The organism is Paenibacillus sp. FSL H3-0302, from assembly GCF_037982245.1.
Taxonomy (GTDB): domain Bacteria; phylum Bacillota; class Bacilli; order Paenibacillales; family Paenibacillaceae; genus Paenibacillus_AQ; species Paenibacillus_AQ odorifer.
Genome location: NZ_CP150284.1, coordinates 2,474,193 through 2,493,218, shown reverse-complemented (window position 1 = coordinate 2,493,218; position 19,026 = coordinate 2,474,193). Strand labels below are relative to the sequence as shown.

Here is a 19,026-nt window from a genome sequence, read left to right as displayed (position 1 = left end):
AGGAACGCCTCCTTCGTCTTAAACAATTGTTCTCATTGTTTGGTTCACGAAGGTTAAATATGTACGGGGAGGGTTCGCAATAATTTACAATCGGGCTTTTTCTATTATCCCCGCGCGTCTGCGGCAAGAATTGCTTCCAGCACATCCACAGCTTGAACTTCAAAGGGCATATTCCAGATGGGGCTATCCTCAGAACAGCTAGCTTCCGCCACCATCATCAATGGATCAATATCCTTACTGGTAATTCCAAGATCGTTGAGAGTAACGGGAAGACCGATTTTTTTGCAGAAACCAATCACCTGATCAATCTCTTCATATGGTGCTTTCTCCAGTACAAGCTGAACGATCGTAGCAAAAGCAACCTTTTCACCATGAAGAGTATTCCTGCATTCCTCATGCAGCGTCAATCCATTATGAATCGCATGCGCCGCAGCAAGTCCTCCACTTTCAAACCCAATGCCACTCAAGTAAATATTGGCTTCAATAATATGTTCCACCGCAGGAGAGGTGATGCCTTGCTTAACATCTTTTAATGCCGTTTCACCCTCTGCAAGAAGGGTATCCAGACAGGCACGAGCTAATGAAAGGGCTGCAATTGTGCTAGTCCCACCTGCGTGTGTAATAGCCCCAGATTCTCGACAAGCTCTTGCTTCGTAAAAAGTGGACAAAGCATCACCCATTCCGGCAACAAGCAATCTTGCAGGAGCTTTAGCAATGATATCGACGTCTACGATAACCAGATCGGGATTTCTTTTTAGTGGAAGATAACAGTCAAAGTCTCCCTCATCCGTATACAACACTGATAAAGCACTGCAAGGTGCATCCGTTGAAGCCACTGTGGGTACAATAACTACCGGGAGGTTACTCATGTGGCTTACTGCTTTTGCCGTATCTAAGGTCTTGCCGCCGCCAATCCCTATAATGACTTCGGTATCCTTCAAGCCAAGTGCTGCAACTATCTCATTGACCTGATTACGGCTACACTCGCCCTTGAATTCACACATCACTAGTGGCATTTCGTTCATTTCAAAACTGTATGTGATCTCTTTTTTGTACACAGAGAAAATATAAGGATCAATAATGGCATAAGCTCTTGTCGCTCCTAGCTGCAAACAATAATCTCCCAGCTTACGAATTTCACCATGTCCTTGTATATATTTAGTCGGTGAGCAGATGATCTGCGTCATGGTTTCACTCCTCCTTTTGTTTACATTCATTTTAGAAGGATTGACCACATTCAGCTATTAAAAAGATCCCTTTAACCACCAGCTTAAATGAATCCACCATTCACACGGATCGTTTGCCCTGTAACCCACTGTGATTCTTTACTGGCTAAGAACAACACAATGCTTGAGATATCCTCAGGCTCGCCTAAACGTCCAAAGGAATTCATATTCCCCACGGTCGCAATCTCTTCCGCTGATTTCCCTACGGTAAATAACTCCGTATTCACAGGTCCAGGTGAAACAGCATTGATAGTGATTCCTTTTCGTCCAAATTCTTTGGCCAGCTGACGAGTGATTTGTTCCACTGCTCCCTTAGTTCCTGCATAGACGCTGTAGGTCGGGAACATTTGACCCGTAACGGAAGTTGAAAAATTGATAATCCGTCCGTTATCATTCATATATTTAGCTGCTTGCTGGCAAGAAAAAAAGGTGCCTTTCACATTAATCGCAAACTGCTTGTCAAAATCCTCTTCAGTCATATTTAAGATGGGCTTCGTAATCATAATCCCGGCGTTATTGACGAGAATGTCGAGTTGTCCATAGGCTTCTAGTGTGGTTTGGAATAATTGTTCAAGTTCTGCCACCTGGCTGATGTCTGCCCGAATAGCGACGGCCTCTCCACCCTTTTGTTTAATACCGGTTACGACTTCCTCGGCTTTGCCGGGGTTACTCGAATAGTTAACGACCACCTTCGCACCCTGTTGTGCCAAGTTCTCCGCAATCTCCCGGCCCATGCCTCTCGATGCACCTGTTACTAATGCTACTTTTCCAGCTAAATTCTGATTCATAATTACTCCTCCTATCACTTTGTCCTTCTTGTTGGTCTGATTATAAATCGATCGATTACAAATTACAAGTGACATTTTTTAATATTTGTCATTTGTATTTGTTTTTGCACATATTTCACAACAGTTCCTCGATTCAGCCTAATCTACGGGATTTATACCGTTCATCTGCCGCTAGTCGCTCAATTCAGCCTAATCAACTGGATTTATACCGTTCATCTGCTGCTAGTCGCTCGATTCAATCAAATCTACGGGATTTATACCTCTCATTCGCCGCTAGTCGCTCAATTCAATCAAATCTACGGGATTTATACCGTTCATTCGCCGCTAGTCGCTCGATTCAGCCTAATCTACGGGATTTATACCGTTCATTCGCCGCTAGTCGCTCGATTCAGCCTAATCTACGGGGTTTATACCGTTCATTTGCTGCAACTCGCACAATTCAGACTAAACTACGGGATTTATACCGTTCATTCGCCGCTAGTCGCTCCATTCAGACTAATCTACGGGATTTATACCGTTCATCTGCCGCTAGTCGCTCCATTCAGACTAATCTACGGGATTTATACCGTTCATTCGCCGTTAGTCGCTCAATTCAATCAAATCCACGGGATTTATACCTCTTTAAGACACAAAAAAACCTCCTGAATATCAGAAGGTTTTAAGTAGATGTTACAAAGAAATCCCGGAAATAATCAAATCCCAAACGGAGGCGAAATCCTGATCAATCGTAGCCGACTGCCACTCTATAGCATGTGCTGGATGATGATACCGCGAAGTAGCATTAAAAATTGCTCTAGCCGTTACCACTGGTTCAACCACTCTATACTCTTTGGATTGTATGCCTTTTTCAATAATGCCTGCGATTTGCCCAATTAATTGATCTACGTGTAGGGTAATCATATCCACCGCTTCTAAAGTTACAGCTGCGTACATAGCAAACATTTCGGCATCATCCACAGCATAGGTGCGTTTACTACGAATCAGCGTATCCATCCATAATCGGAGCTGCTGTTTGGCATTCCCATCAAAATGCTCTGAAATATTCTTTAAAGGCTCTGAAATATTATACTGCAACCATCTTTCGGTTACGGCTTCTCGCAAAGCAGATTTACTGGAAAAATGTCTATACAACGTACCATGACTTACTTTAAGCACCTTCGCTACATCTACAACAGAAGTCTTGTCCGGGCCAAAACGCCGGAGCACTTGTTCAGCCGCGTCCAAAATGTTTTCTTTTGATAATGGAAGATCATTCGACATATGTATTCCCCTCGCTCTATCTCTGGTGGTAATTATCATAGCATATTATGTTCAAAAACGAACTGACAATATTACCACTTTGTCATTCGTTAAATCATTATCAGTATATACTCGCACCCAATTATTAAACTTAAGTCCCAGTTTAGTATCTTATTCTCTGTAGCCCCCGTACTACATGAATTCGGACTGAGGAGCCCTTATTTTCAGAAATCACCGTAATTCGCCATGCTATCGGACTCCAATGCAGCTATTCACCCAATTCCCCACCTTTTCGGCATTCTAATGTGCTAATAAGAGCTATGCAGTCCGAAAAGTTAGCCAAACACGCTAAATTGAGCAAATAGCTGCAATACGGTCCGTTACGATGAAGAAGCCTAGTATCTAGCAATCCACCTTCTGCTAACCTACGATTTCACCAAAAAACCTCCTTGATCTCTCAAGAAGGCGGGGAATATCAGCTGCTTTTTTGCTCAATCCGATCTAGCCTCGTCCTAACAAACTTACCGACATTCGCAATCGCTTGCTGCGCCTCTGGCAGCATATAAGCTAAAAAGTGAAAGACACTCCACATGTTCTCCCATATTTCCAGTTCTACATGAACATCCGCAGCTTGTGCTCGTTCAGCCAACCTCGTTGCATCACTTAACAATACCTCGTGGTCGCCTACTTGAACAAATAAATCAGGTAATCCCTGCAAATCCAACCTTAAGGGAGATAATATAGGAGCTAGTTCTGTCCGAGCACCTAGATAAACATCAATTATTCGTTTATTTCCGTCTAAGCTGCCTGTTGGATCAAAATCCGCTCGACTCAGATACGATTCACCATCCAAATGGACGAGATCTGTATGTGGTGAGATTAAAAAAGCACCCGCCGGCAATTCTCCACCCGCATCCCGTAAAGTAATCAACGTCATCAGCGCAAGGCTGGCTCCAACAGAATCCCCTCCAAGCACGACATTCCCGGCAGAATATCCATTCGCGAGCAGCCACAGATAAGCGTCTATACAATCTTCATTAGCAGCCGGATAAGTAAACTCTGGTGCCAAGCGATATTCAATGATTAGGATCTTCGTGCCACTAGATTTTGCAATTCGTGTAACCAGATCCCGATAAAATTCACAAGTCCCCGAAATAAAACCCCCACCGTGGAAATAAAGGATCACTTCATCAGCGGGTGGAGCAGAATTCACAGGAATAATCCACTCTCCGCTTAAGGGTCCAATCATGACCCGCTCGACGATAACATCCGTAGGACTGGGCATGTTCGCAGCCGTCGCGGCCATCTCCTGCCGTATTTGCCCGATAGACTTGCAATCCAATCGGTTGCTTTGTCGCAAATAAACTTTGATCGCTGCAAGCTGCTCTGTACTTGTCTTTTCCATCTCGTAAATCCCTCCTACAATTCTTTTCAACTCAGATTGTAAAGGCTGTAGGAGACTACAAGGTCAAGTTAAGAATCCATTTTTAGGATTTCGAGCGTGGACTGTACGCCTGGATGTTTATCTGTGGCTAACAAATTTTTTCTCAAATCTGCGAGGGCTGTTAGTTTTATTTCCTGTTTTGCAATTTCGCCACGAACTCGATCCATTTTCTTATCCACAACATTTACAAAATCATCTATGCTAATGCCGCTGCTTTCAGATTTAGTGAGTGCCTTCTTAATTTCCTTTAAAGTGAAACCACACAATTTAGCATTATGTATAAAAACAAGTCGGCTAAACACCTCATCCGAATAAAGACGATAACCAGCTTCCGAACGTAAGGGAGTGCTAATTAATCCGAGCTCTTCATAATACCTTAACGTCTCCATATTCACATTCGCCATTTTGGCAATTTGGCCTCGCAAGTACTCTGTCATAATCAGTGCCCCCTTAGAATCCCCTATATTATACCAAACAGAGGCTGCAGAGGACATCAAAAGAACGTCAACAACTACCCAAACTCCTTTTTAAAAACTCCTTATTTACGCACAAAAAAAACGACATTTCTGCCGTTTTCTCATCAATCATTTCCCAATTCACTATACTTCACTTCGAACTGCATTTTTCTGTATAAGCGAAATCTGTCCGGCATGAATGCCTGTATGATACATAAGTCTGCCTATCGCTTCAAGCGGTGTAGATGTGCCAAAAGCCGACTCCACACTCACATTCCACGCTTCGTCCGGAAGCTCCTGCATCGCAGCAGTTAGATTCTCATTGGAAACAGTCAGCAGATCAACGAGTTCACTTAATGTAGAATATGTCGCCTTGTCGCCTTGAGGATTAGGTCTTCCAAAAAACCACTCTGCGAACATAAACTCAACCTCCGCATTATGCTGAATTAATCCCCCAATCGTAGAGTTCCCTAGCTTAAGGTTAAGATCTTCTTCCGGCAAAGCCTTCACCATTTTATGAAATCGCGTTTGCACCGCTTGCCAGATTGGCAACACTGAAGTGAAAGCCATAGATTATTTGCTCCCTTGTACAGTGGCTTCTTCGTCTTTTTTCTTGTCGATCACCACATGGTTGAACAGGTTCGCATCTACGTCGATGTCAAAGGCCAAGCCAAAACCAACAACATAACGCCCTTGGAGAGGGGTCAATTCAAACAATGAAAAATCCAATCCACGCAGCAAATTCACCATTGCCGCCCCATGATCAGCATTAAACAATTCAAAGATCTCCTCATGCCCGTCATTCCCGATATTGCTTGATGTGCAATTCCACCGCACACGTTCCGTTGCAAATTTATTATTCGTCGCAGACTCATCTGCAATTAGAAGCGCATCTACAAAATCGTTATTTTCCATATATCTGTAATGCTCGGCGATCTTACTAATGTAGATATACAGCTTGCCTTCATGCTTAACAAAAGGAGCATAGCTGATAAAAGGTTTTCCTTCGTCATCAATCAAGCTCAAAATCAGATTTTTACGATTCGCAATAAATTGCAAATAGTTTTCTTTATTTTTTTCAACATCTACAGGCTTCTTCATTATAAAATCCCTCCATTAATAGGTTATGTAATCTAGCCACGAATCTAGCGAACGGTACTTAGCAAATGAATACGAGGTTTCGTCTCTGTAGGAACATATTGAACTTCGGCATCCATTCGGTATATATCCCGGATCATATCGGTTGTCATAACTTCATTTGGTGTCCCATACATCGCTTTTTCACCCGCCTGCACCACAACAATACTATCACTATAGGTAGAGGCTTGATTGAGGTCATGCAACACCATCACGACGGTCATCCCCATGTCTTGATTTAGCTCACGTACTAACTCAAGAACTTCATGCTGATGCGAAATATCCAAGTAAGTGGTCGGTTCGTCAAGCAACATAACCAAAGGACGCTGCGCCAAGGCCATAGCAATCCAAGCACGCTGTGATTCACCACCGGATAACGAGGAAACGGCTCGATCCTTATAATCCTTTAAATGTGTCTTCTCCAGTGCCCAGTCGACAATGTCCATATCCTCATGATTTAATTTTTCGAACCATTTTTTATGTGGATACCTTCCATAGGAGACGAGATCGATCACAGTCATATCATTAGGTGCTTGGTTCTTCTGGCTCAGCATACACATTTTTCGAGCGACTTGTTTGGCAGTCATAGACTTTAGATCCGTACCCTCGAGTGTGACCGCACCCGTATGATATGGAATTAGCCGTGATACCGCCTTAAGCAATGTAGATTTACCTGAGCCGTTTGGTCCTATAATCGAGACGATTTCACCCTTTTTTACGGAAAAAGAGAAGTTGTTAATAATGTTTTTCTGCTCATACCGGATCGAAATAGAATCGACAGTAAACATGTTAGAACGCCTTCTTTCTCATCAGGTATAGAAAATAAGGTCCACCGATCACCGCCATAAGGATACCCGCAGGAATATCTAAAGGTGCAAATAGGGTACGTCCACCTGTATCTGCTATCAACAATACCAATGCACCAAGTCCCATACTCATCGGCAAAAGAAATTTATAGTCTGAACCCACCAACAATCGAGCCATATGTGGCACAACAAGCCCTACAAAGCCAATCATCCCAATAGCCGCTACAGAGATAGCCGCTAGAAATACTGCCAGCAAGGAAAGTAGAATACGAATTCGGTCCACATTTTCACCTAAATTCGAAGCTACCTGATCCCCTAAACGTATAATATTCGCCTTGCGGATCGCGAAAAAGGATAAGATCCAGCCTGCTATGGCATACGGGAAAACCATCATCAAAGCATTGTTCCCTTTAGCAGCCAGACTGCCGTTTAACCATTGGACCGCTGCCGGAAGTCTGTCGCTGTACATGATGGTCAGGAGTCCTATTAATCCCCCGCAAAGAGCATTCACAGCAACTCCTGATAAAATAATAGTGATGGGCGAAATACCGGTTCTTCTCCACGCTAATGCATATACAATCCCTGCAGCAATTAGTCCACCCACAAAAGCCGCAATTGGAATGAACTCCGTATATTGTGGAGCTGCAAGCATAATGACAAGCACACATGCAGCCGCTCCACTCGTTACACCGGTCAATCCTGGATCAGCAAGTGGGTTGCCCATCACGGCTTGCAGAAGAGCACCCGAAACCGCGATATTTGCCCCAATGATCATCGCCAGTAATACACGCGGCAAACGAATATCCCATATGATGGTCGCATTCACCGCTTTTGCCGCTGAACCAAAGATCGTGCTTAGGATGTCTGGTATAGGAATGTATACTGAGCCTAGTCCAATCGCAATTATAGCGGCAACGAGCGCAAGTGCTAACGTTACAATAACAATAATTCTGCTACGAGATGTATTTATCACTTGCTGTCTCCTTTAATTATTCATAGAAGTATTTTGCAATTTCGGTTAAGGCTGTCTCCGCGTTAATAATCGAAGTGACACCGAATACGCTGTAATCTAGAATGTTGATTTTGTTATTTGCATAAGCCGAAAGCTTTGTCCAAGTTTCATTTTTCTCTATTTCTTTTTTGAACTTATCCTCAGTCGCTCCGTGATCGCCTGAAGCGAGTACGAGAATGATGTCTGGATCAGCGGCTACAATGTTCTCCATATTGATAGGTGAGTAAGTGTCAGTAACTTGCAATACAGAAGTTGCGATGTTATCAGCACCAAGCTTTTTAACCAAGCTACCTAAATAAGATTTCTCACTCATAACCATAAAGGAATCTGCGGTTCCGATTACTAGCAGCACGCTTGGCAGTTCTTTGCCTTCGGCTAATTGACTCAGCTCATTTTCTTTGTTCAAAATCTTAGTTAAAGCAGCATTCATTTCATCTTTTTTATTAAAATAAGTGCCTAATACTTTGAGACTAAGCTTTAGATCCTCAAATGATTCTGTTCTCAAATATGCTTTTTGTAGGTCGATTCCTTCTAGCGATTTGTCCAACGTGCTGCGAAGAGATTCCGCTCCCAGCAGCAAGTCTGGTTCGAGTTTGGTTACTACCTCCAGATCCGGCGCCATAGGTGATCCAATACGATCAATTGTTTCGAAATCAGCAGGGATTGGATTCGTTGAAGTTGGTACACCTACCGGTGTTATGCCGAGCAAATAAAGCATTTCTGTTAACGGCACAGAAGTTGTTACAATACGCTCCGGTACTTTGGCTGGGAATTGGCTTAACGCTTCGTTGAACAACGCTTCATCCACACCATCATTCTCCAGACTGTACACCTTGCCGGCAGCTTCCGCTGTATTTGCTACTTCTGTTGTTTTTGCTGCATTTGCTTCTTTCGATTCATTAGCAGTTGTATTCGTTACCGCTTCATTTTTTGGATTGTCCGCTGTATTTGTAGACGAACATGCAGTCATTGCCGTAAGCGCTGCAATAACCAGTAGTACTAATATTTTTTTCAAAATCTATCCCTCCAAATATGTATATTTATACGTCCCATATAGTGATAATGATTTTCATTTTCACTCATCGATTCCTATGATAATCGTTATCAATGAGAAGTGTCAAGAATTTTATTTTAATTTTAAATAAGAAGGAATTTCATTATTGTCCGTTGAAGCAGACTAGCATTTCTAATAAAAAAGCCACGCCCTATGGGCGTGACTTCAAATAGTGGTGCATGAAATCCAAGCGTTAGTTAGTAACTCCCGAATTTAATATCCCATAATGAATAAGGTCTACAAACTCATTCTCTTTATAAATATGCTGTAACAAAACGCCTTCTTTCAGCATGCCAGATTTTTGCATAACCCGTCCCGAACCAGGATTTGAAGCAAAGAATCTGGCGTACACTTTGTGATAATGTTTTTCTGTAAAAGCAAAATTAATGACCGCTTTTGTTGCTTCTGTAGCATATCCATTACCCCAGTGTTCCTCGCCTATCCAATATCCAAGCTCGCCGTTTCTGTGTGTCCGGTTATTTCTCAAACCTATAGCACCATACAGTTCGTTTGTATTTTTATCAGTAATAGCGAATTCATATGAATTATCATTATTGAACTCAACTTCATGTGTTTCAATCCATGATAATGCACAATCAATAGGGTATGGATAAGGTAGAGTTAATGTACTTTTGTAAACATTATAATTATTGCAGAGCTCACTGACACGCTGTGCATCAGACAATGCAAAAGGTCTTAAAATCAATCTTTCAGTAGTAATTGTTCTCTTCTCTGAATTGTACAATGGTGTCCCCCCGTTAAACTAAATATTATAAAACAAATACAAGCCAGATAAACAGAAAACTTGGCCACCACTGCTTGCCCGCTTTCACAAACAGCCAGCCAAATACCAAAGAAAAAGCAGTAATATACAAGCCGCTTTGCAGACCATGCGTCAAATGACCTAATCCCCAAGTCAGCATTAAACCTATTCCCCCATAAGGAAGAGAAGGATTCTTAAACCATACTTCTCCTGCACGCTGCATTAGTGCAACCAATAGTACAACTAGTACAGCTTCCACAATGTAATATATGTTTTGAACCAAGGCAACCCATATGCCCATAAAACCATGTTCTAACTTGAAGTTTTCATATTCCCTATAAATCTGTGGAATGCTCTCCCCATTAATCCAAAATTCCAACACAGCGAACAAAAAGCTTGATATAAAAGCTACAATTAACAAAGGAATGACCTTAGAGCTCCAACACAAAGATATAACCTGTCCAATCAACTTCCTCTTCCTGAACCAAAGTAGAAACATCATAGCTCCTACTGCCCACAATAGGGTAACTATGCTCCAATGAACAACTAGTACGTACCAAGGGCTGACAAAAAAGTCGTCTATATTAAACAAATCCCCCCATAACCATTGATCTAATCCCATGATGAACATATCCATTCCTAACATTAAAAATATAAGCAGTCCTAATAAAAAATATTGAATACCTGATATATTCCCTTTTTCTTTCACGAAACCTCTCACCCGCCTTATATATTGTCCATTTTTGTACTATATTCCCAAAATTATGATGCTGAAAGTATGGCATCCCCCCATTCTGTTTGTCTGTAACAAATCACTCACTTGAATCAAAGTTAGAAAAATAAAAAAACAGCATGCATCGATATAAAATCGACGCATGCTGTTTACTTGACCTGGCTTGTCCAAACTAGAATCTAGCCACAAAAAATTCGCGGTCTGCGGGAACGTTAAAACTTCTTATAGTAGCTCCACTCTCATCTCTTAAAGTGAGAAGATAAGGTACCGATGTTAAGGTGCTAATTGTTGGAAATCTAACTACACCAAATTCGTCAAAATCAGCAGTAACCGTTGTAGTTCCAGCTCTCAATGAAGCTGTCCACCCCGTAGTATCTTTAGGTGTACCCGTTGCATTTGTACCAATAGCAACAACAATAAATCTATCCAGAGTCTGTCTAATTCTACGTTTCTTCCTTGTAGGAGCTGCTTTCGCTTTTTTAGCCGCGAGAACTTTGCTAGCCATAACTGCTTTCTTGTTAACTGGTTTTTTAATAATTGCCATTTACTTCACCACTTTCTTTTTAGGATACGTTAGTAAATGCAAGAATCGTAAGGTTTGACCTCTCTTTCACCTACAAATCTGAAAATATGTTAAACCCTAGTTTCATAGTTTCGTGTCCACTAGCTCTGCAGTGCATATAATACCTTCAAGAGGTGATTCATTACTAATGAACGGTCAAAAATGGCTAGAGCAATATCATTCGAAAATGCACCATTCCTTGAGAAAAAGAGTTCAACGTTCCTATCTTCCAGGGCATAAAGCGAATACCATTCCAGTTATCATTAAATTCAAACAAAAAATAACTACAGCCCAGCTACAGTCTTTACAAAAGCATTTAAAATCCCACGACCTTCCGATCAGATATCATCTTCACCTGCTCAATTCGATATCATCCAAAGTTTCAAAGAACTGCCTGAACCGGATGTGCCGCTGGGATGGAATCGAAAAAATTTATTTGGATCAAGTCAAAAAAACATCCCTTAATATAGCGACACCATCCATTGGTTCTACAACCGCCCAAAAGAAAAAGGGGCTTACCGGAAAAGGCATCAACATTGCCATTCTTGATACAGGGGTGTATCGGCACCCTGACCTGTTTCGCCCTGTTAACCGTATAGTTGCTTTTAAAGATTTTATCAATCATAGAAAACAGCCCTATGACGATAACGGCCATGGAACTCATATCGCAGGGGATGCAGCAGGCAACGGATGGATGAGTAAAGGAAAATACAAAAGCCCTGCTCCAGAGGCAGGGATAGTAGGTGTCAAAGTACTAGATAAAAATGGCGATGGATATGACTCCACAATCATTAAAGGAATTGAATGGTGTATTGCGAATCGGAGAAGACTTAATCTTCGTATTCTTTCGATGTCGTTCGGGGGTAAGGTGAATCTTCCTTGTTCAGATGATCCACTCTGCCAAGCTGTAGAAAAAGCAATTAAAGCCGGACTTAACGTTGTAATAGCTGCTGGAAACAGCGGCCCGGGACGCAGTACGATCGAATCTCCAGGGATTAGTCCTTCAGCAATTACTGTCGGTGCAGTGGATGACCGTCGCACGCTCACACAAGCGGACGACCGAATTACTTGGTTCTCCAGTCGCGGACCCGCACCGGGAGGAAGGAAGAAACCAGATCTCGTTGCTCCAGGCGAGACGATCATCTCCCTTCGTGCTCCACGATCCAAGCTGGATCGCGAGCTTCCTTATTTGCGGATAGCTAAAGATTACTTTGTGCTGTCCGGTACCAGTGTCTCAACACCTATCGTCTCGGGTGTGATCGCGCAATTACTCCAGAAGAACCCTTCTCTTACGCCTAAGCAAGTAAAATCCATACTAAAAAAGAACACGTATCGCCTTAAACTAAGTCCTAACACAGCAGGATGCGGTGAGATCAATGCGCGGTTTTTATCGTAAATCCGCTTCTTTTTTAAAGGCAGTAATGACGGAAACCGACAAGTCCTCTGTAAATACACCTGTAGGTTCTATTTCTAATAAAGCTGATTTCATATCATCTTCAAAACGTTCTAAGTTATCTCTAAATAATCGCTTAGAAGCATAAGACGTAGAATACAAATTTCCTAGTATCGAATCAACAGTCCAAGTGATGGAATAATTCGGTAATACCTGTCTTTTAACGTCTTTAAAACTGGATCGCTTTACAACATCCTCATGTCTTTCTTGGGGATGTTTATATGTACTTTTTCCGGCTATTCTTTCGTCACCCAACCAGCGTTTCACTACTTCCTCTACCTTTTGTTGCCAAGGTAACGGTTCTTGTTGTTCATTAAAAGTATCAATTACAGCAATACCACCGTTATCATCTAAACTATGATAGAGAACTTCAAGTATGGATTCTCGGTCCATCCAGTGAAACGCCTTAGCCATCATGATGAGACGAAAGGAACCCCAGTCATTGAATAGTTCTTCCGCTCTCCCCTGTTGCCAGCTAACATTCTCAACCCTGTTGTACTGTGATAACAGCTTTGCTTCATCTAGCATCTCTAGTTCAGTATCTACGCCAATGATTTCTTCGAACCAATCCGTAAACCTTAGCGCTAACTGCCCAGTACCACAACCTAAGTCCAGCAACCGGCCCTCTCCGTGAAGTGAGAATTTGTCCACTAGATATCGAATCAGTGAGGACGGATATAGCGGGCGATATCTGGTGTAATAGCTTGCAGTATCTTTGAACAGATCCGGACCATAATCATTCATAGCTGAACTCCCCCTTCTTTTTTACTAAGGACAAAATCATAGCAGATATGTTGTGCAAATAAAAGGCTATCCAGAGCATTCCGGGCAGCCTTTATTTATGTGGATACAGCCCAAAATAATTAAAAATATTGACAATTAACTTCGTTGCATATATGGTTAATTACATAACTAACTAACCAATGAAGTTGGCGGTGAATACATGGGAAACTTAATGGATGATACACGACCGATATTTATGCAGATCGCCGAACGAATAGAAAATGACATCATCGAAGAAACACTGCTGGAGGAGTCACAAGTTCCTTCGACAAATCAGTTTGCTGTTTTCTACCAGATCAATCCGGCTACGGCTGCGAAAGGTGTGAATTTGCTTGTGGATCAAGGGATATTGTACAAAAAACGAGGAATCGGTATGTTTGTAGCTTCTGGAGCGCGTGCAGTATTGATGGAGAAGAGAAAAGAACAATTTTATGAACAGTATGTAGTAACCATGATCAGTGAAGCTGAAAAATTAGGAATTACGTTGGATCAATTAACAATTATGATTCAGAGGGGAGACAACAAGTCATGAATGAAGTTGTTGAAATCAAAGGATTGACTAAGTCATACGGAAATGTCACTGCCATCCATGAACTCAGTTTTTCATTGGAGAAAAACAAGATATACGGGCTTCTCGGCAGAAACGGTGCAGGAAAAACCACAATAATGCATATGATCACAGCTCAGCTTTTCCCCACAAGTGGTGTCCTGAACGTATTTGGTGAACATCCATACGAGAATAACCGGGTTCTCAGGCAGATTTGCTTCATTAAGGAAAGCCAAAGGTATCCGGACACGTACCGAATCATCGATGTACTGGAGGTATCCGAATTATTTTTTCCAAACTTTGATCGGGAATATGCCCACTCTTTAATCAAGGATTTCAATCTGCCATTAAAAAGAAGAATAAAAAAGCTATCCCGAGGTATGCTCTCGGCTGTAGGAATTGTAGTAGGTCTAGCCAGCCGTGCTCCGCTTACCATTTTTGACGAACCCTATTTAGGACTTGATGCTGTAGCTAGAAGCCTGTTTTACGATCGCCTAATTGAAGATTATGCTGAAAATCCACGCACAGTTGTTTTGTCCACCCATTTGATCGATGAGGTAAGTCAGCTTTTAGAGCATGTTATCGTCATCGACAACGGCAAGCTAATTATTAACGAAGATGCTGAAGCCCTTCGCGGGCAAGCTGTTACGGTAATCGGCGCGACAGCGAAGATCGAAGATTTTATCGCCGGCAAACAAGTCATTTCCCGCGAGTCTTTTGGCGGATTGCTTACAGCCACCATTATCGGTTTCAACGCGAAAGATCACGCACATGCTGAAAAGTTAGGCTTAGAAATCTCACCTGTATCTTTACAGCAATTAATCGTTCATCTCACAAATAAAAAATCTCTAGGAAAGGAAGTGACCGTGTAATGAATCCTACGGCAGGCATGATAAAAATGCATTTCAGAGATAAGTGGTTATGGTTGTATATGCCTTGGGTAATCTTGTTATCCAGCTTCTTGGTGAATGTCATCGTCGCTTCTTTCATCCAAGAACCAATCTATACCGGCGGTCTCGTCTCCATCTTCATTTATATGTTAATCACCGGTATACTCATTTTGGTGCAGACCTTCCCTTTTGCTCTGGGCTTAAGTCAACGCAGAACGGATTATTTCATAGGCACTTCCTTAATGGCTATTATAACTAGCGCCACCTACTCAATTCTCCTCTACCTGCTCGCAATCATTGAAAGCAGGCTCACGGGTGGCTGGGGTTTGGAACTACATTATTTTCATTTGCCCTTTTTAAATGATGGTAATGCCATAGAACAGCTGTGGATGTATTTTGTGCTCTTTCTTAATATGTTTTTTCTGGGGCTAATGATATCCAGTATCTTCCGGAGATTTGGCCGAAGCGGTTTGTTCATTTTCTCAGGGGCTATGTTTATCCTGTGCAGTCTCGGTGTATTATTAATGACCTATAATCAGTGGTGGGTAGACCTCTTCAACTGGTTTGCTGGATATACCGCATTTGAACTTGCTTTGTGGTCCATGCCTTTGACAGTTGTGTACGCTCTTTTATCGTTTTTGATGCTGCGTAGAGCAACAGTGTAATTCATTATCCTATAAAAAACAGGTGTGTCCCAAAAGCCATGCCGGGTGCACCTGTTTTCTTTCGTGTCTTAGACTTTGATCTAGACAACAAACTTTATTGGATTCGAGCATAGTTGCGCGTGCGATGGTGCTATCGGACTCTGCTGATCTTATTTGTGGCTTTAGAGCACATTTGGATTCCTATCGGACCCTACAGTCGCTATTGGCATAAAAAACGCCAATTGTGATCCTTTTTCCATGCAATAGCTGCACTGGGGTCCGATACTACGCTCAAAAGGCGATAAATGAGCAAATAGCTTCATCTGGGTCCGTTAGCCTCAGGTGATGATGACTACACAGGGCGAGTAACGTAGAGGTAAAACACTAATTAGTATTTCCCCAATCTGCGCGTGGAAAGACAATATCGGACTCCGCTGACCTTATTCGTAACTTAGAGCACATGTGGTTTTCTATCGGACCCAGCTGATCTTATTCGTGTTTTTAGAACACATTTGGATTCAATCGGACCCAGCTGACCTTATTTGCAGCTTTAGAGCACATTTAGATTCCTTTCGGACCCCACAGTCGCTATTGGCATAAAAAACGCCAATTGTGATCCTTTTTCCATGCTATAGCTGCACTGGGGTCCGATGCTACGCTCAAAAGGTGATAAATGCGCAAATAGCTTCATCTGAGTCCTTTAGCATCAGGTGATGATGATGACTCCGCGGGGCGAGTAACGTAGGAGCAAAACACTAATTAGTCTTTCCCCAATCTGCGCGTGGAAAGACGCTAGCTGACCTTATTTCTAGCATTCGAGCATATTGGATTCTATCGGACCCAGCTAATCTTATTCGTGGCTTTAGAGCAAACTTGGATTTCTATCGGACCCAGCTGATCTTATTTGTGGCTTTAGAGCACATTTGGATTCCTATCGGACCCTACAGTCGCTATTGGCATAAAAAACGCCAATTGTGATCCTTTTTCCATGCAATAGCTGCACTGGGGTCCGATACGCTCAAAAGGCGATAAATGAGCAAATAGCTTCATCTGGGTCCGTTAGCCTCAGGTGATGGTTCTTAAGGATACCTTCCTCTTTCGCACTACCGTCTGCTGAAAAACATAAAAAAAGGATTATAAACCTGCTACTAGAGCAGTTCTATAATCCTTTTAGCTATGCGGTCAAGAGGACTCGAACCTCCACGATATTGCTACCACTGGCACCTGAAGCCAGCGCGTCTGCCAATTCCGCCATGACCGCGTATTATAATGACTCGCTTATTGCGGTCACAAGATAGATCATACCACGCTGAGAATCCAACGTCAATATATTTTCGCCGTTTTCTTATCATTCATTAATTTATGGATAATTATTGCTTTTGTTGCCGAATATAAGGTATAATGAGAACAAAAGTTCGCATAATATAAATGAGGTGATTTATAATGGCGACTACAAAGCTAAACACATCCATTATTGATGAAGAAGTAACTAAAGAAGAACTGTCCCTGGTCAGAAGCTATTTGCTGCTAACGTTTATTCATAAAGTGTTCGAACGTGACTGCCGTGTAATCAGTAGAAGCGGCCTGTTTAAGACCCCTCAGCTATATATGGAGCTCGTATCTGGTGCCACAAAGAAGACGTCACTAATGCTTCAAGAGGTTACGCGCGAGCTGAGCTCCCATGATTTGAAGATTACTACCGTTCGCCAAGATCAGCGAGGAGTCGAAGCCTTATATTCCTGCAGAGGATTTCAAGGAGAGATGAATATATTATGGCCAGGCTTCCGTAGAGAAATGATGCTGCGCATGCGCGCGTATCTTGGACTGTCCACAGAACTCTCCATACTCTCCAGAGAAGAGAATGCGTCTGAACTAGCTCTAACTATATAATCCCAAATGATATTACAGAAACAGCTCCCGCCCAGTAGGGCGAGGAGCTGTTTTGTATTATGAAGATGATTACTGCGAAAATTATTACTGTGAAGATTATATATTATCCGGATCTTGTCTTGGTTCACTAAATGGCTGGAATAAATAATTGCGATCCAGCTTCACTACTCGTCTATTCTGACGACGTATCATCACCTGAGAATCATCCCAAGCAAGAACTATCCCTTTTACATCGTTACTTTCCAAGCCATCACGCACTACACGAATTTTCTCACCGGAAATCCGATAGGCATCCAATTGCTCATCGCTAATCATCATTAATCCCTCCTGTCATAGCTTGTCCTATTTAGTCTCAGAAAAAAGACCCAAATGATAAATCATCTGGGTCTCATGTAGGCAATTAACGACTTGCATGTCTACTAAAGCATTCTTATATCAGCGCTTCATTCTTCTCAAACCAGAAGTCAAGAACTTTAGCGGACATCACACGTTGCTCCAGATACTCCACTTGGTTAGTTGTGAATTTCTCTCTCCACGGGAAGGATAACTCTTCGCACAAACCTTTGATTGTCAGAAGCTCTGACCAGGCTACATAGCGTTTGTACCAAAAAAACTGAGGATGTTCAATCATATAGGGATACAGATCGTCGAATTCCGTGTGTTTGCAATCCAGCGCACGCTCGAAATGATCCTTGGCCTCGGTTAATTTATCAATAAAAAATTGTTCAGTCATAAGTTCTTTCCCCATTGTGACGCCTCCTCCCTATGTCTAATTTTTATTATAAAGGAAAATCCATAGGGTGAAAAGCAGTTGTTTAAAAAATAGGCCTGTTCTTATTGCCAATTAGGTTATTCCCCAAATTCGATGGTGCCTCCATTTAGAGAGGTAATTCTTACGAGTGACTCCAGACGAATGCCTTGCTCTCTGATCGTCCGAGCCCCTGCCTGAAAGCTTTTTTCTACTACAACACCAAGACCAACTAGCTCAGCGCCAGAACGTTGAATGATCTTAATCAATCCACGCGCTGCATCACCATTGGCAATAATATCATCAATAAAGAGGATTTTATCCTCTGGAGAGATGAACTGGCGAGACAGCATAATATCTGTAACAATACCTTTTGTAAAAGACGGAACTCTTTCGCAAAGCGCATCCGGATCAGCTAACAGTGTTTTTTTGCGGCGTGCAAAAACTAGCGGCACCTTTAATTCATACGCGGTGGCAAATGCCACGGCAATGCCCGAGGATTCTACGGTCACAATACGTGTAATTCCTGAGTCCGCAAACCTCCCGGCAAACTCCCGTCCCATTTCCATCGTAAGCCGTGGATCAACCTGATGATTTAGCAGTGCATCCAGCTTCAGCACCTCATCCGAAACGACGACACCTTCTTCCAAAATCCGCTGTTTCAACACTTCCATGACTTTGAACCTCCAATACCCTTTATAATCGCAGACATTCCGTACAAATTAATCACTGATCATAAAGCAATTACGACGGAAGTCATGTCCTACTGATCCTCATCATAACCTGTACTATACAGAGTACACAAGGTTATCCTGCATAGCACTCATTATGATTTTTCTTTAGCTTCGTAAA

The 19,026-nt window shown here is 42.3% G+C and carries 22 protein-coding genes and 1 tRNA gene; 5 read left to right on the top strand and 18 right to left on the bottom strand.

Features of this window, described 5'->3' with window-relative positions:
- Window positions 1-104: 104 nt before the first annotated feature.
- From MHH50_RS10905 to MHH50_RS10845, 13 genes are all read right to left on the bottom strand, one after another.
- The gene (locus MHH50_RS10905; protein ID WP_076306291.1) at window positions 105-1,187 is read right to left on the bottom strand and encodes a glycerol dehydrogenase; all 1,083 of its coding nucleotides are present in this window, start codon (window positions 1,185-1,187) and stop codon (window positions 105-107) included.
- An 83-nt stretch (window positions 1,188-1,270) separates the two neighbouring features.
- Window positions 1,271-2,014 (bottom strand): SDR family oxidoreductase, encoded by a 744-nt coding sequence (locus MHH50_RS10900; RefSeq protein WP_076280931.1) that lies wholly within the window; start codon window positions 2,012-2,014, stop codon window positions 1,271-1,273.
- Window positions 2,015-2,683: 669 nt separating this feature from the next.
- Window positions 2,684-3,274, bottom strand: coding sequence for a TetR family transcriptional regulator (locus MHH50_RS10895; RefSeq protein WP_076306293.1), 591 nt, complete (start codon window positions 3,272-3,274; stop codon window positions 2,684-2,686).
- A 454-nt stretch (window positions 3,275-3,728) separates the two neighbouring features.
- Window positions 3,729-4,658 (bottom strand): alpha/beta hydrolase, encoded by a 930-nt coding sequence (locus MHH50_RS10890; RefSeq protein WP_340034296.1) that lies wholly within the window; start codon window positions 4,656-4,658, stop codon window positions 3,729-3,731.
- 68 nt (window positions 4,659-4,726) lie between these two features.
- Window positions 4,727-5,134 (bottom strand): MerR family DNA-binding transcriptional regulator, encoded by a 408-nt coding sequence (locus MHH50_RS10885; protein ID WP_076309880.1) that lies wholly within the window; start codon window positions 5,132-5,134, stop codon window positions 4,727-4,729.
- 162 nt (window positions 5,135-5,296) lie between these two features.
- The gene (locus MHH50_RS10880; RefSeq protein ID WP_340034295.1) at window positions 5,297-5,722 is read right to left on the bottom strand and encodes a DinB family protein; all 426 of its coding nucleotides are present in this window, start codon (window positions 5,720-5,722) and stop codon (window positions 5,297-5,299) included.
- A gap of 3 nt (window positions 5,723-5,725) precedes the next feature.
- Window positions 5,726-6,253, bottom strand: coding sequence for a pyridoxamine 5'-phosphate oxidase family protein (locus MHH50_RS10875; protein WP_076129975.1), 528 nt, complete (start codon window positions 6,251-6,253; stop codon window positions 5,726-5,728).
- A 44-nt stretch (window positions 6,254-6,297) separates the two neighbouring features.
- Window positions 6,298-7,077, bottom strand: a complete 780-nt coding sequence (locus MHH50_RS10870) for an ABC transporter ATP-binding protein (RefSeq protein ID WP_076129974.1) — start codon at window positions 7,075-7,077, stop codon at window positions 6,298-6,300.
- A 1-nt stretch (window position 7,078) separates the two neighbouring features.
- Window positions 7,079-8,068: an iron ABC transporter permease gene (locus MHH50_RS10865; RefSeq protein WP_051491618.1), complete on the bottom strand. Its 990-nt coding sequence runs from the start codon at window positions 8,066-8,068 to the stop codon at window positions 7,079-7,081.
- A 16-nt stretch (window positions 8,069-8,084) separates the two neighbouring features.
- Window positions 8,085-9,122 (bottom strand): ABC transporter substrate-binding protein, encoded by a 1,038-nt coding sequence (locus tag MHH50_RS10860; RefSeq protein WP_081386282.1) that lies wholly within the window; start codon window positions 9,120-9,122, stop codon window positions 8,085-8,087.
- 232 nt (window positions 9,123-9,354) lie between these two features.
- Window positions 9,355-9,906 (bottom strand): GNAT family N-acetyltransferase, encoded by a 552-nt coding sequence (locus MHH50_RS10855; RefSeq protein WP_076195032.1) that lies wholly within the window; start codon window positions 9,904-9,906, stop codon window positions 9,355-9,357.
- 25 nt (window positions 9,907-9,931) lie between these two features.
- Window positions 9,932-10,633, bottom strand: a complete 702-nt coding sequence (locus tag MHH50_RS10850; protein WP_076280562.1) for a hypothetical protein — start codon at window positions 10,631-10,633, stop codon at window positions 9,932-9,934.
- A 196-nt stretch (window positions 10,634-10,829) separates the two neighbouring features.
- The gene (locus tag MHH50_RS10845; RefSeq protein ID WP_139331047.1) at window positions 10,830-11,162 is read right to left on the bottom strand and encodes a hypothetical protein; all 333 of its coding nucleotides are present in this window, start codon (window positions 11,160-11,162) and stop codon (window positions 10,830-10,832) included.
- Window positions 11,163-11,367: 205 nt separating this feature from the next.
- Between MHH50_RS10845 and MHH50_RS10840 the strand changes: the two genes are divergently transcribed.
- Window positions 11,368-12,615: a S8 family peptidase gene (locus tag MHH50_RS10840; protein ID WP_076219468.1), complete on the top strand. Its 1,248-nt coding sequence runs from the start codon at window positions 11,368-11,370 to the stop codon at window positions 12,613-12,615.
- Here the strand turns inward: MHH50_RS10840 and MHH50_RS10835 are convergent.
- The gene (locus MHH50_RS10835) at window positions 12,607-13,416 is read right to left on the bottom strand and encodes a class I SAM-dependent methyltransferase (protein WP_340034294.1); all 810 of its coding nucleotides are present in this window, start codon (window positions 13,414-13,416) and stop codon (window positions 12,607-12,609) included. The genes MHH50_RS10840 and MHH50_RS10835 overlap by 9 nt on opposite strands.
- 199 nt (window positions 13,417-13,615) lie before the next feature.
- Here MHH50_RS10835 and MHH50_RS10830 point away from each other — a divergent pair, with 199 nt between their 5' ends.
- The 3 genes from MHH50_RS10830 to MHH50_RS10820 are packed head-to-tail and all read left to right on the top strand — an operon-like array spanning window position 13,616 to window position 15,557.
- A complete protein-coding gene (locus tag MHH50_RS10830) occupies window positions 13,616-13,987 on the top strand; it encodes a GntR family transcriptional regulator (RefSeq protein ID WP_076195038.1) in 372 nt (123 codons plus the stop codon).
- Window positions 13,984-14,874, top strand: a complete 891-nt coding sequence (locus tag MHH50_RS10825) for an ABC transporter ATP-binding protein (RefSeq protein ID WP_076186440.1) — start codon at window positions 13,984-13,986, stop codon at window positions 14,872-14,874. Before MHH50_RS10830 ends, MHH50_RS10825 begins: the two co-directional genes overlap by 4 nt.
- On the top strand, window positions 14,874-15,557 hold the full coding sequence (locus MHH50_RS10820; RefSeq protein ID WP_076129967.1) for a hypothetical protein: 684 nt from the start codon (window positions 14,874-14,876) through the stop codon (window positions 15,555-15,557). Before MHH50_RS10825 ends, MHH50_RS10820 begins: the two co-directional genes overlap by 1 nt.
- Window positions 15,558-16,713: 1,156 nt before the next feature.
- Here MHH50_RS10820 and MHH50_RS10815 read toward each other — a convergent pair.
- Window positions 16,714-16,797, bottom strand: a tRNA-Leu gene (locus MHH50_RS10815).
- Window positions 16,798-16,979: 182 nt separating this feature from the next.
- On the opposite strand from MHH50_RS10815, the gene MHH50_RS10810 reads away from it, so the two are divergent.
- On the top strand, window positions 16,980-17,426 hold the full coding sequence (locus tag MHH50_RS10810; RefSeq protein WP_051491615.1) for a hypothetical protein: 447 nt from the start codon (window positions 16,980-16,982) through the stop codon (window positions 17,424-17,426).
- Between the two features lie 96 nt (window positions 17,427-17,522).
- Here the strand turns inward: MHH50_RS10810 and MHH50_RS10805 are convergent, their stop codons facing one another.
- From MHH50_RS10805 to MHH50_RS10795, 3 genes are all read right to left on the bottom strand, one after another.
- The gene (locus tag MHH50_RS10805; RefSeq protein ID WP_036689413.1) at window positions 17,523-17,741 is read right to left on the bottom strand and encodes a hypothetical protein; all 219 of its coding nucleotides are present in this window, start codon (window positions 17,739-17,741) and stop codon (window positions 17,523-17,525) included.
- A gap of 115 nt (window positions 17,742-17,856) precedes the next feature.
- Window positions 17,857-18,174: a hypothetical protein gene (locus tag MHH50_RS10800; RefSeq protein WP_340034293.1), complete on the bottom strand. Its 318-nt coding sequence runs from the start codon at window positions 18,172-18,174 to the stop codon at window positions 17,857-17,859.
- 101 nt (window positions 18,175-18,275) lie between these two features.
- Complete coding sequence (locus tag MHH50_RS10795; protein WP_340034292.1) at window positions 18,276-18,848, bottom strand: xanthine phosphoribosyltransferase; 573 nt, start codon at window positions 18,846-18,848, stop codon at window positions 18,276-18,278.
- Window positions 18,849-19,026 lie beyond the last annotated feature (178 nt).

Bases quoted from the DNA above. Each gene is read 5' to 3' on its own strand.
- MHH50_RS10905 (WP_076306291.1), bottom strand. From the start codon at position 1,187: ATGACGCAGATCATCTGCTCACCGACTAAATATATACAAGGACATGGT.
- MHH50_RS10900 (WP_076280931.1), bottom strand. From the start codon at position 2,014: ATGAATCAGAATTTAGCTGGAAAAGTAGCATTAGTAACAGGTGCATCG.
- MHH50_RS10895 (WP_076306293.1), bottom strand. From the start codon at position 3,274: ATGTCGAATGATCTTCCATTATCAAAAGAAAACATTTTGGACGCGGCT.
- MHH50_RS10890 (WP_340034296.1), bottom strand. From the start codon at position 4,658: ATGGAAAAGACAAGTACAGAGCAGCTTGCAGCGATCAAAGTTTATTTG.
- MHH50_RS10885 (WP_076309880.1), bottom strand. From the start codon at position 5,134: ATGACAGAGTACTTGCGAGGCCAAATTGCCAAAATGGCGAATGTGAAT.
- MHH50_RS10880 (WP_340034295.1), bottom strand. From the start codon at position 5,722: ATGGCTTTCACTTCAGTGTTGCCAATCTGGCAAGCGGTGCAAACGCGA.
- MHH50_RS10875 (WP_076129975.1), bottom strand. From the start codon at position 6,253: ATGAAGAAGCCTGTAGATGTTGAAAAAAATAAAGAAAACTATTTGCAA.
- MHH50_RS10870 (WP_076129974.1), bottom strand. From the start codon at position 7,077: ATGTTTACTGTCGATTCTATTTCGATCCGGTATGAGCAGAAAAACATT.
- MHH50_RS10845 (WP_139331047.1), bottom strand. From the start codon at position 11,162: ATGGCTAGCAAAGTTCTCGCGGCTAAAAAAGCGAAAGCAGCTCCTACA.
- MHH50_RS10840 (WP_076219468.1), top strand. From the start codon at position 11,368: ATGAACGGTCAAAAATGGCTAGAGCAATATCATTCGAAAATGCACCAT.
- MHH50_RS10835 (WP_340034294.1), bottom strand. From the start codon at position 13,416: ATGAATGATTATGGTCCGGATCTGTTCAAAGATACTGCAAGCTATTAC.
- MHH50_RS10830 (WP_076195038.1), top strand. From the start codon at position 13,616: ATGGGAAACTTAATGGATGATACACGACCGATATTTATGCAGATCGCC.
- MHH50_RS10825 (WP_076186440.1), top strand. From the start codon at position 13,984: ATGAATGAAGTTGTTGAAATCAAAGGATTGACTAAGTCATACGGAAAT.
- MHH50_RS10820 (WP_076129967.1), top strand. From the start codon at position 14,874: ATGAATCCTACGGCAGGCATGATAAAAATGCATTTCAGAGATAAGTGG.
- MHH50_RS10810 (WP_051491615.1), top strand. From the start codon at position 16,980: ATGGCGACTACAAAGCTAAACACATCCATTATTGATGAAGAAGTAACT.
- MHH50_RS10805 (WP_036689413.1), bottom strand. From the start codon at position 17,741: ATGATTAGCGATGAGCAATTGGATGCCTATCGGATTTCCGGTGAGAAA.
- MHH50_RS10800 (WP_340034293.1), bottom strand. From the start codon at position 18,174: ATGGGGAAAGAACTTATGACTGAACAATTTTTTATTGATAAATTAACC.
- MHH50_RS10795 (WP_340034292.1), bottom strand. From the start codon at position 18,848: ATGGAAGTGTTGAAACAGCGGATTTTGGAAGAAGGTGTCGTCGTTTCG.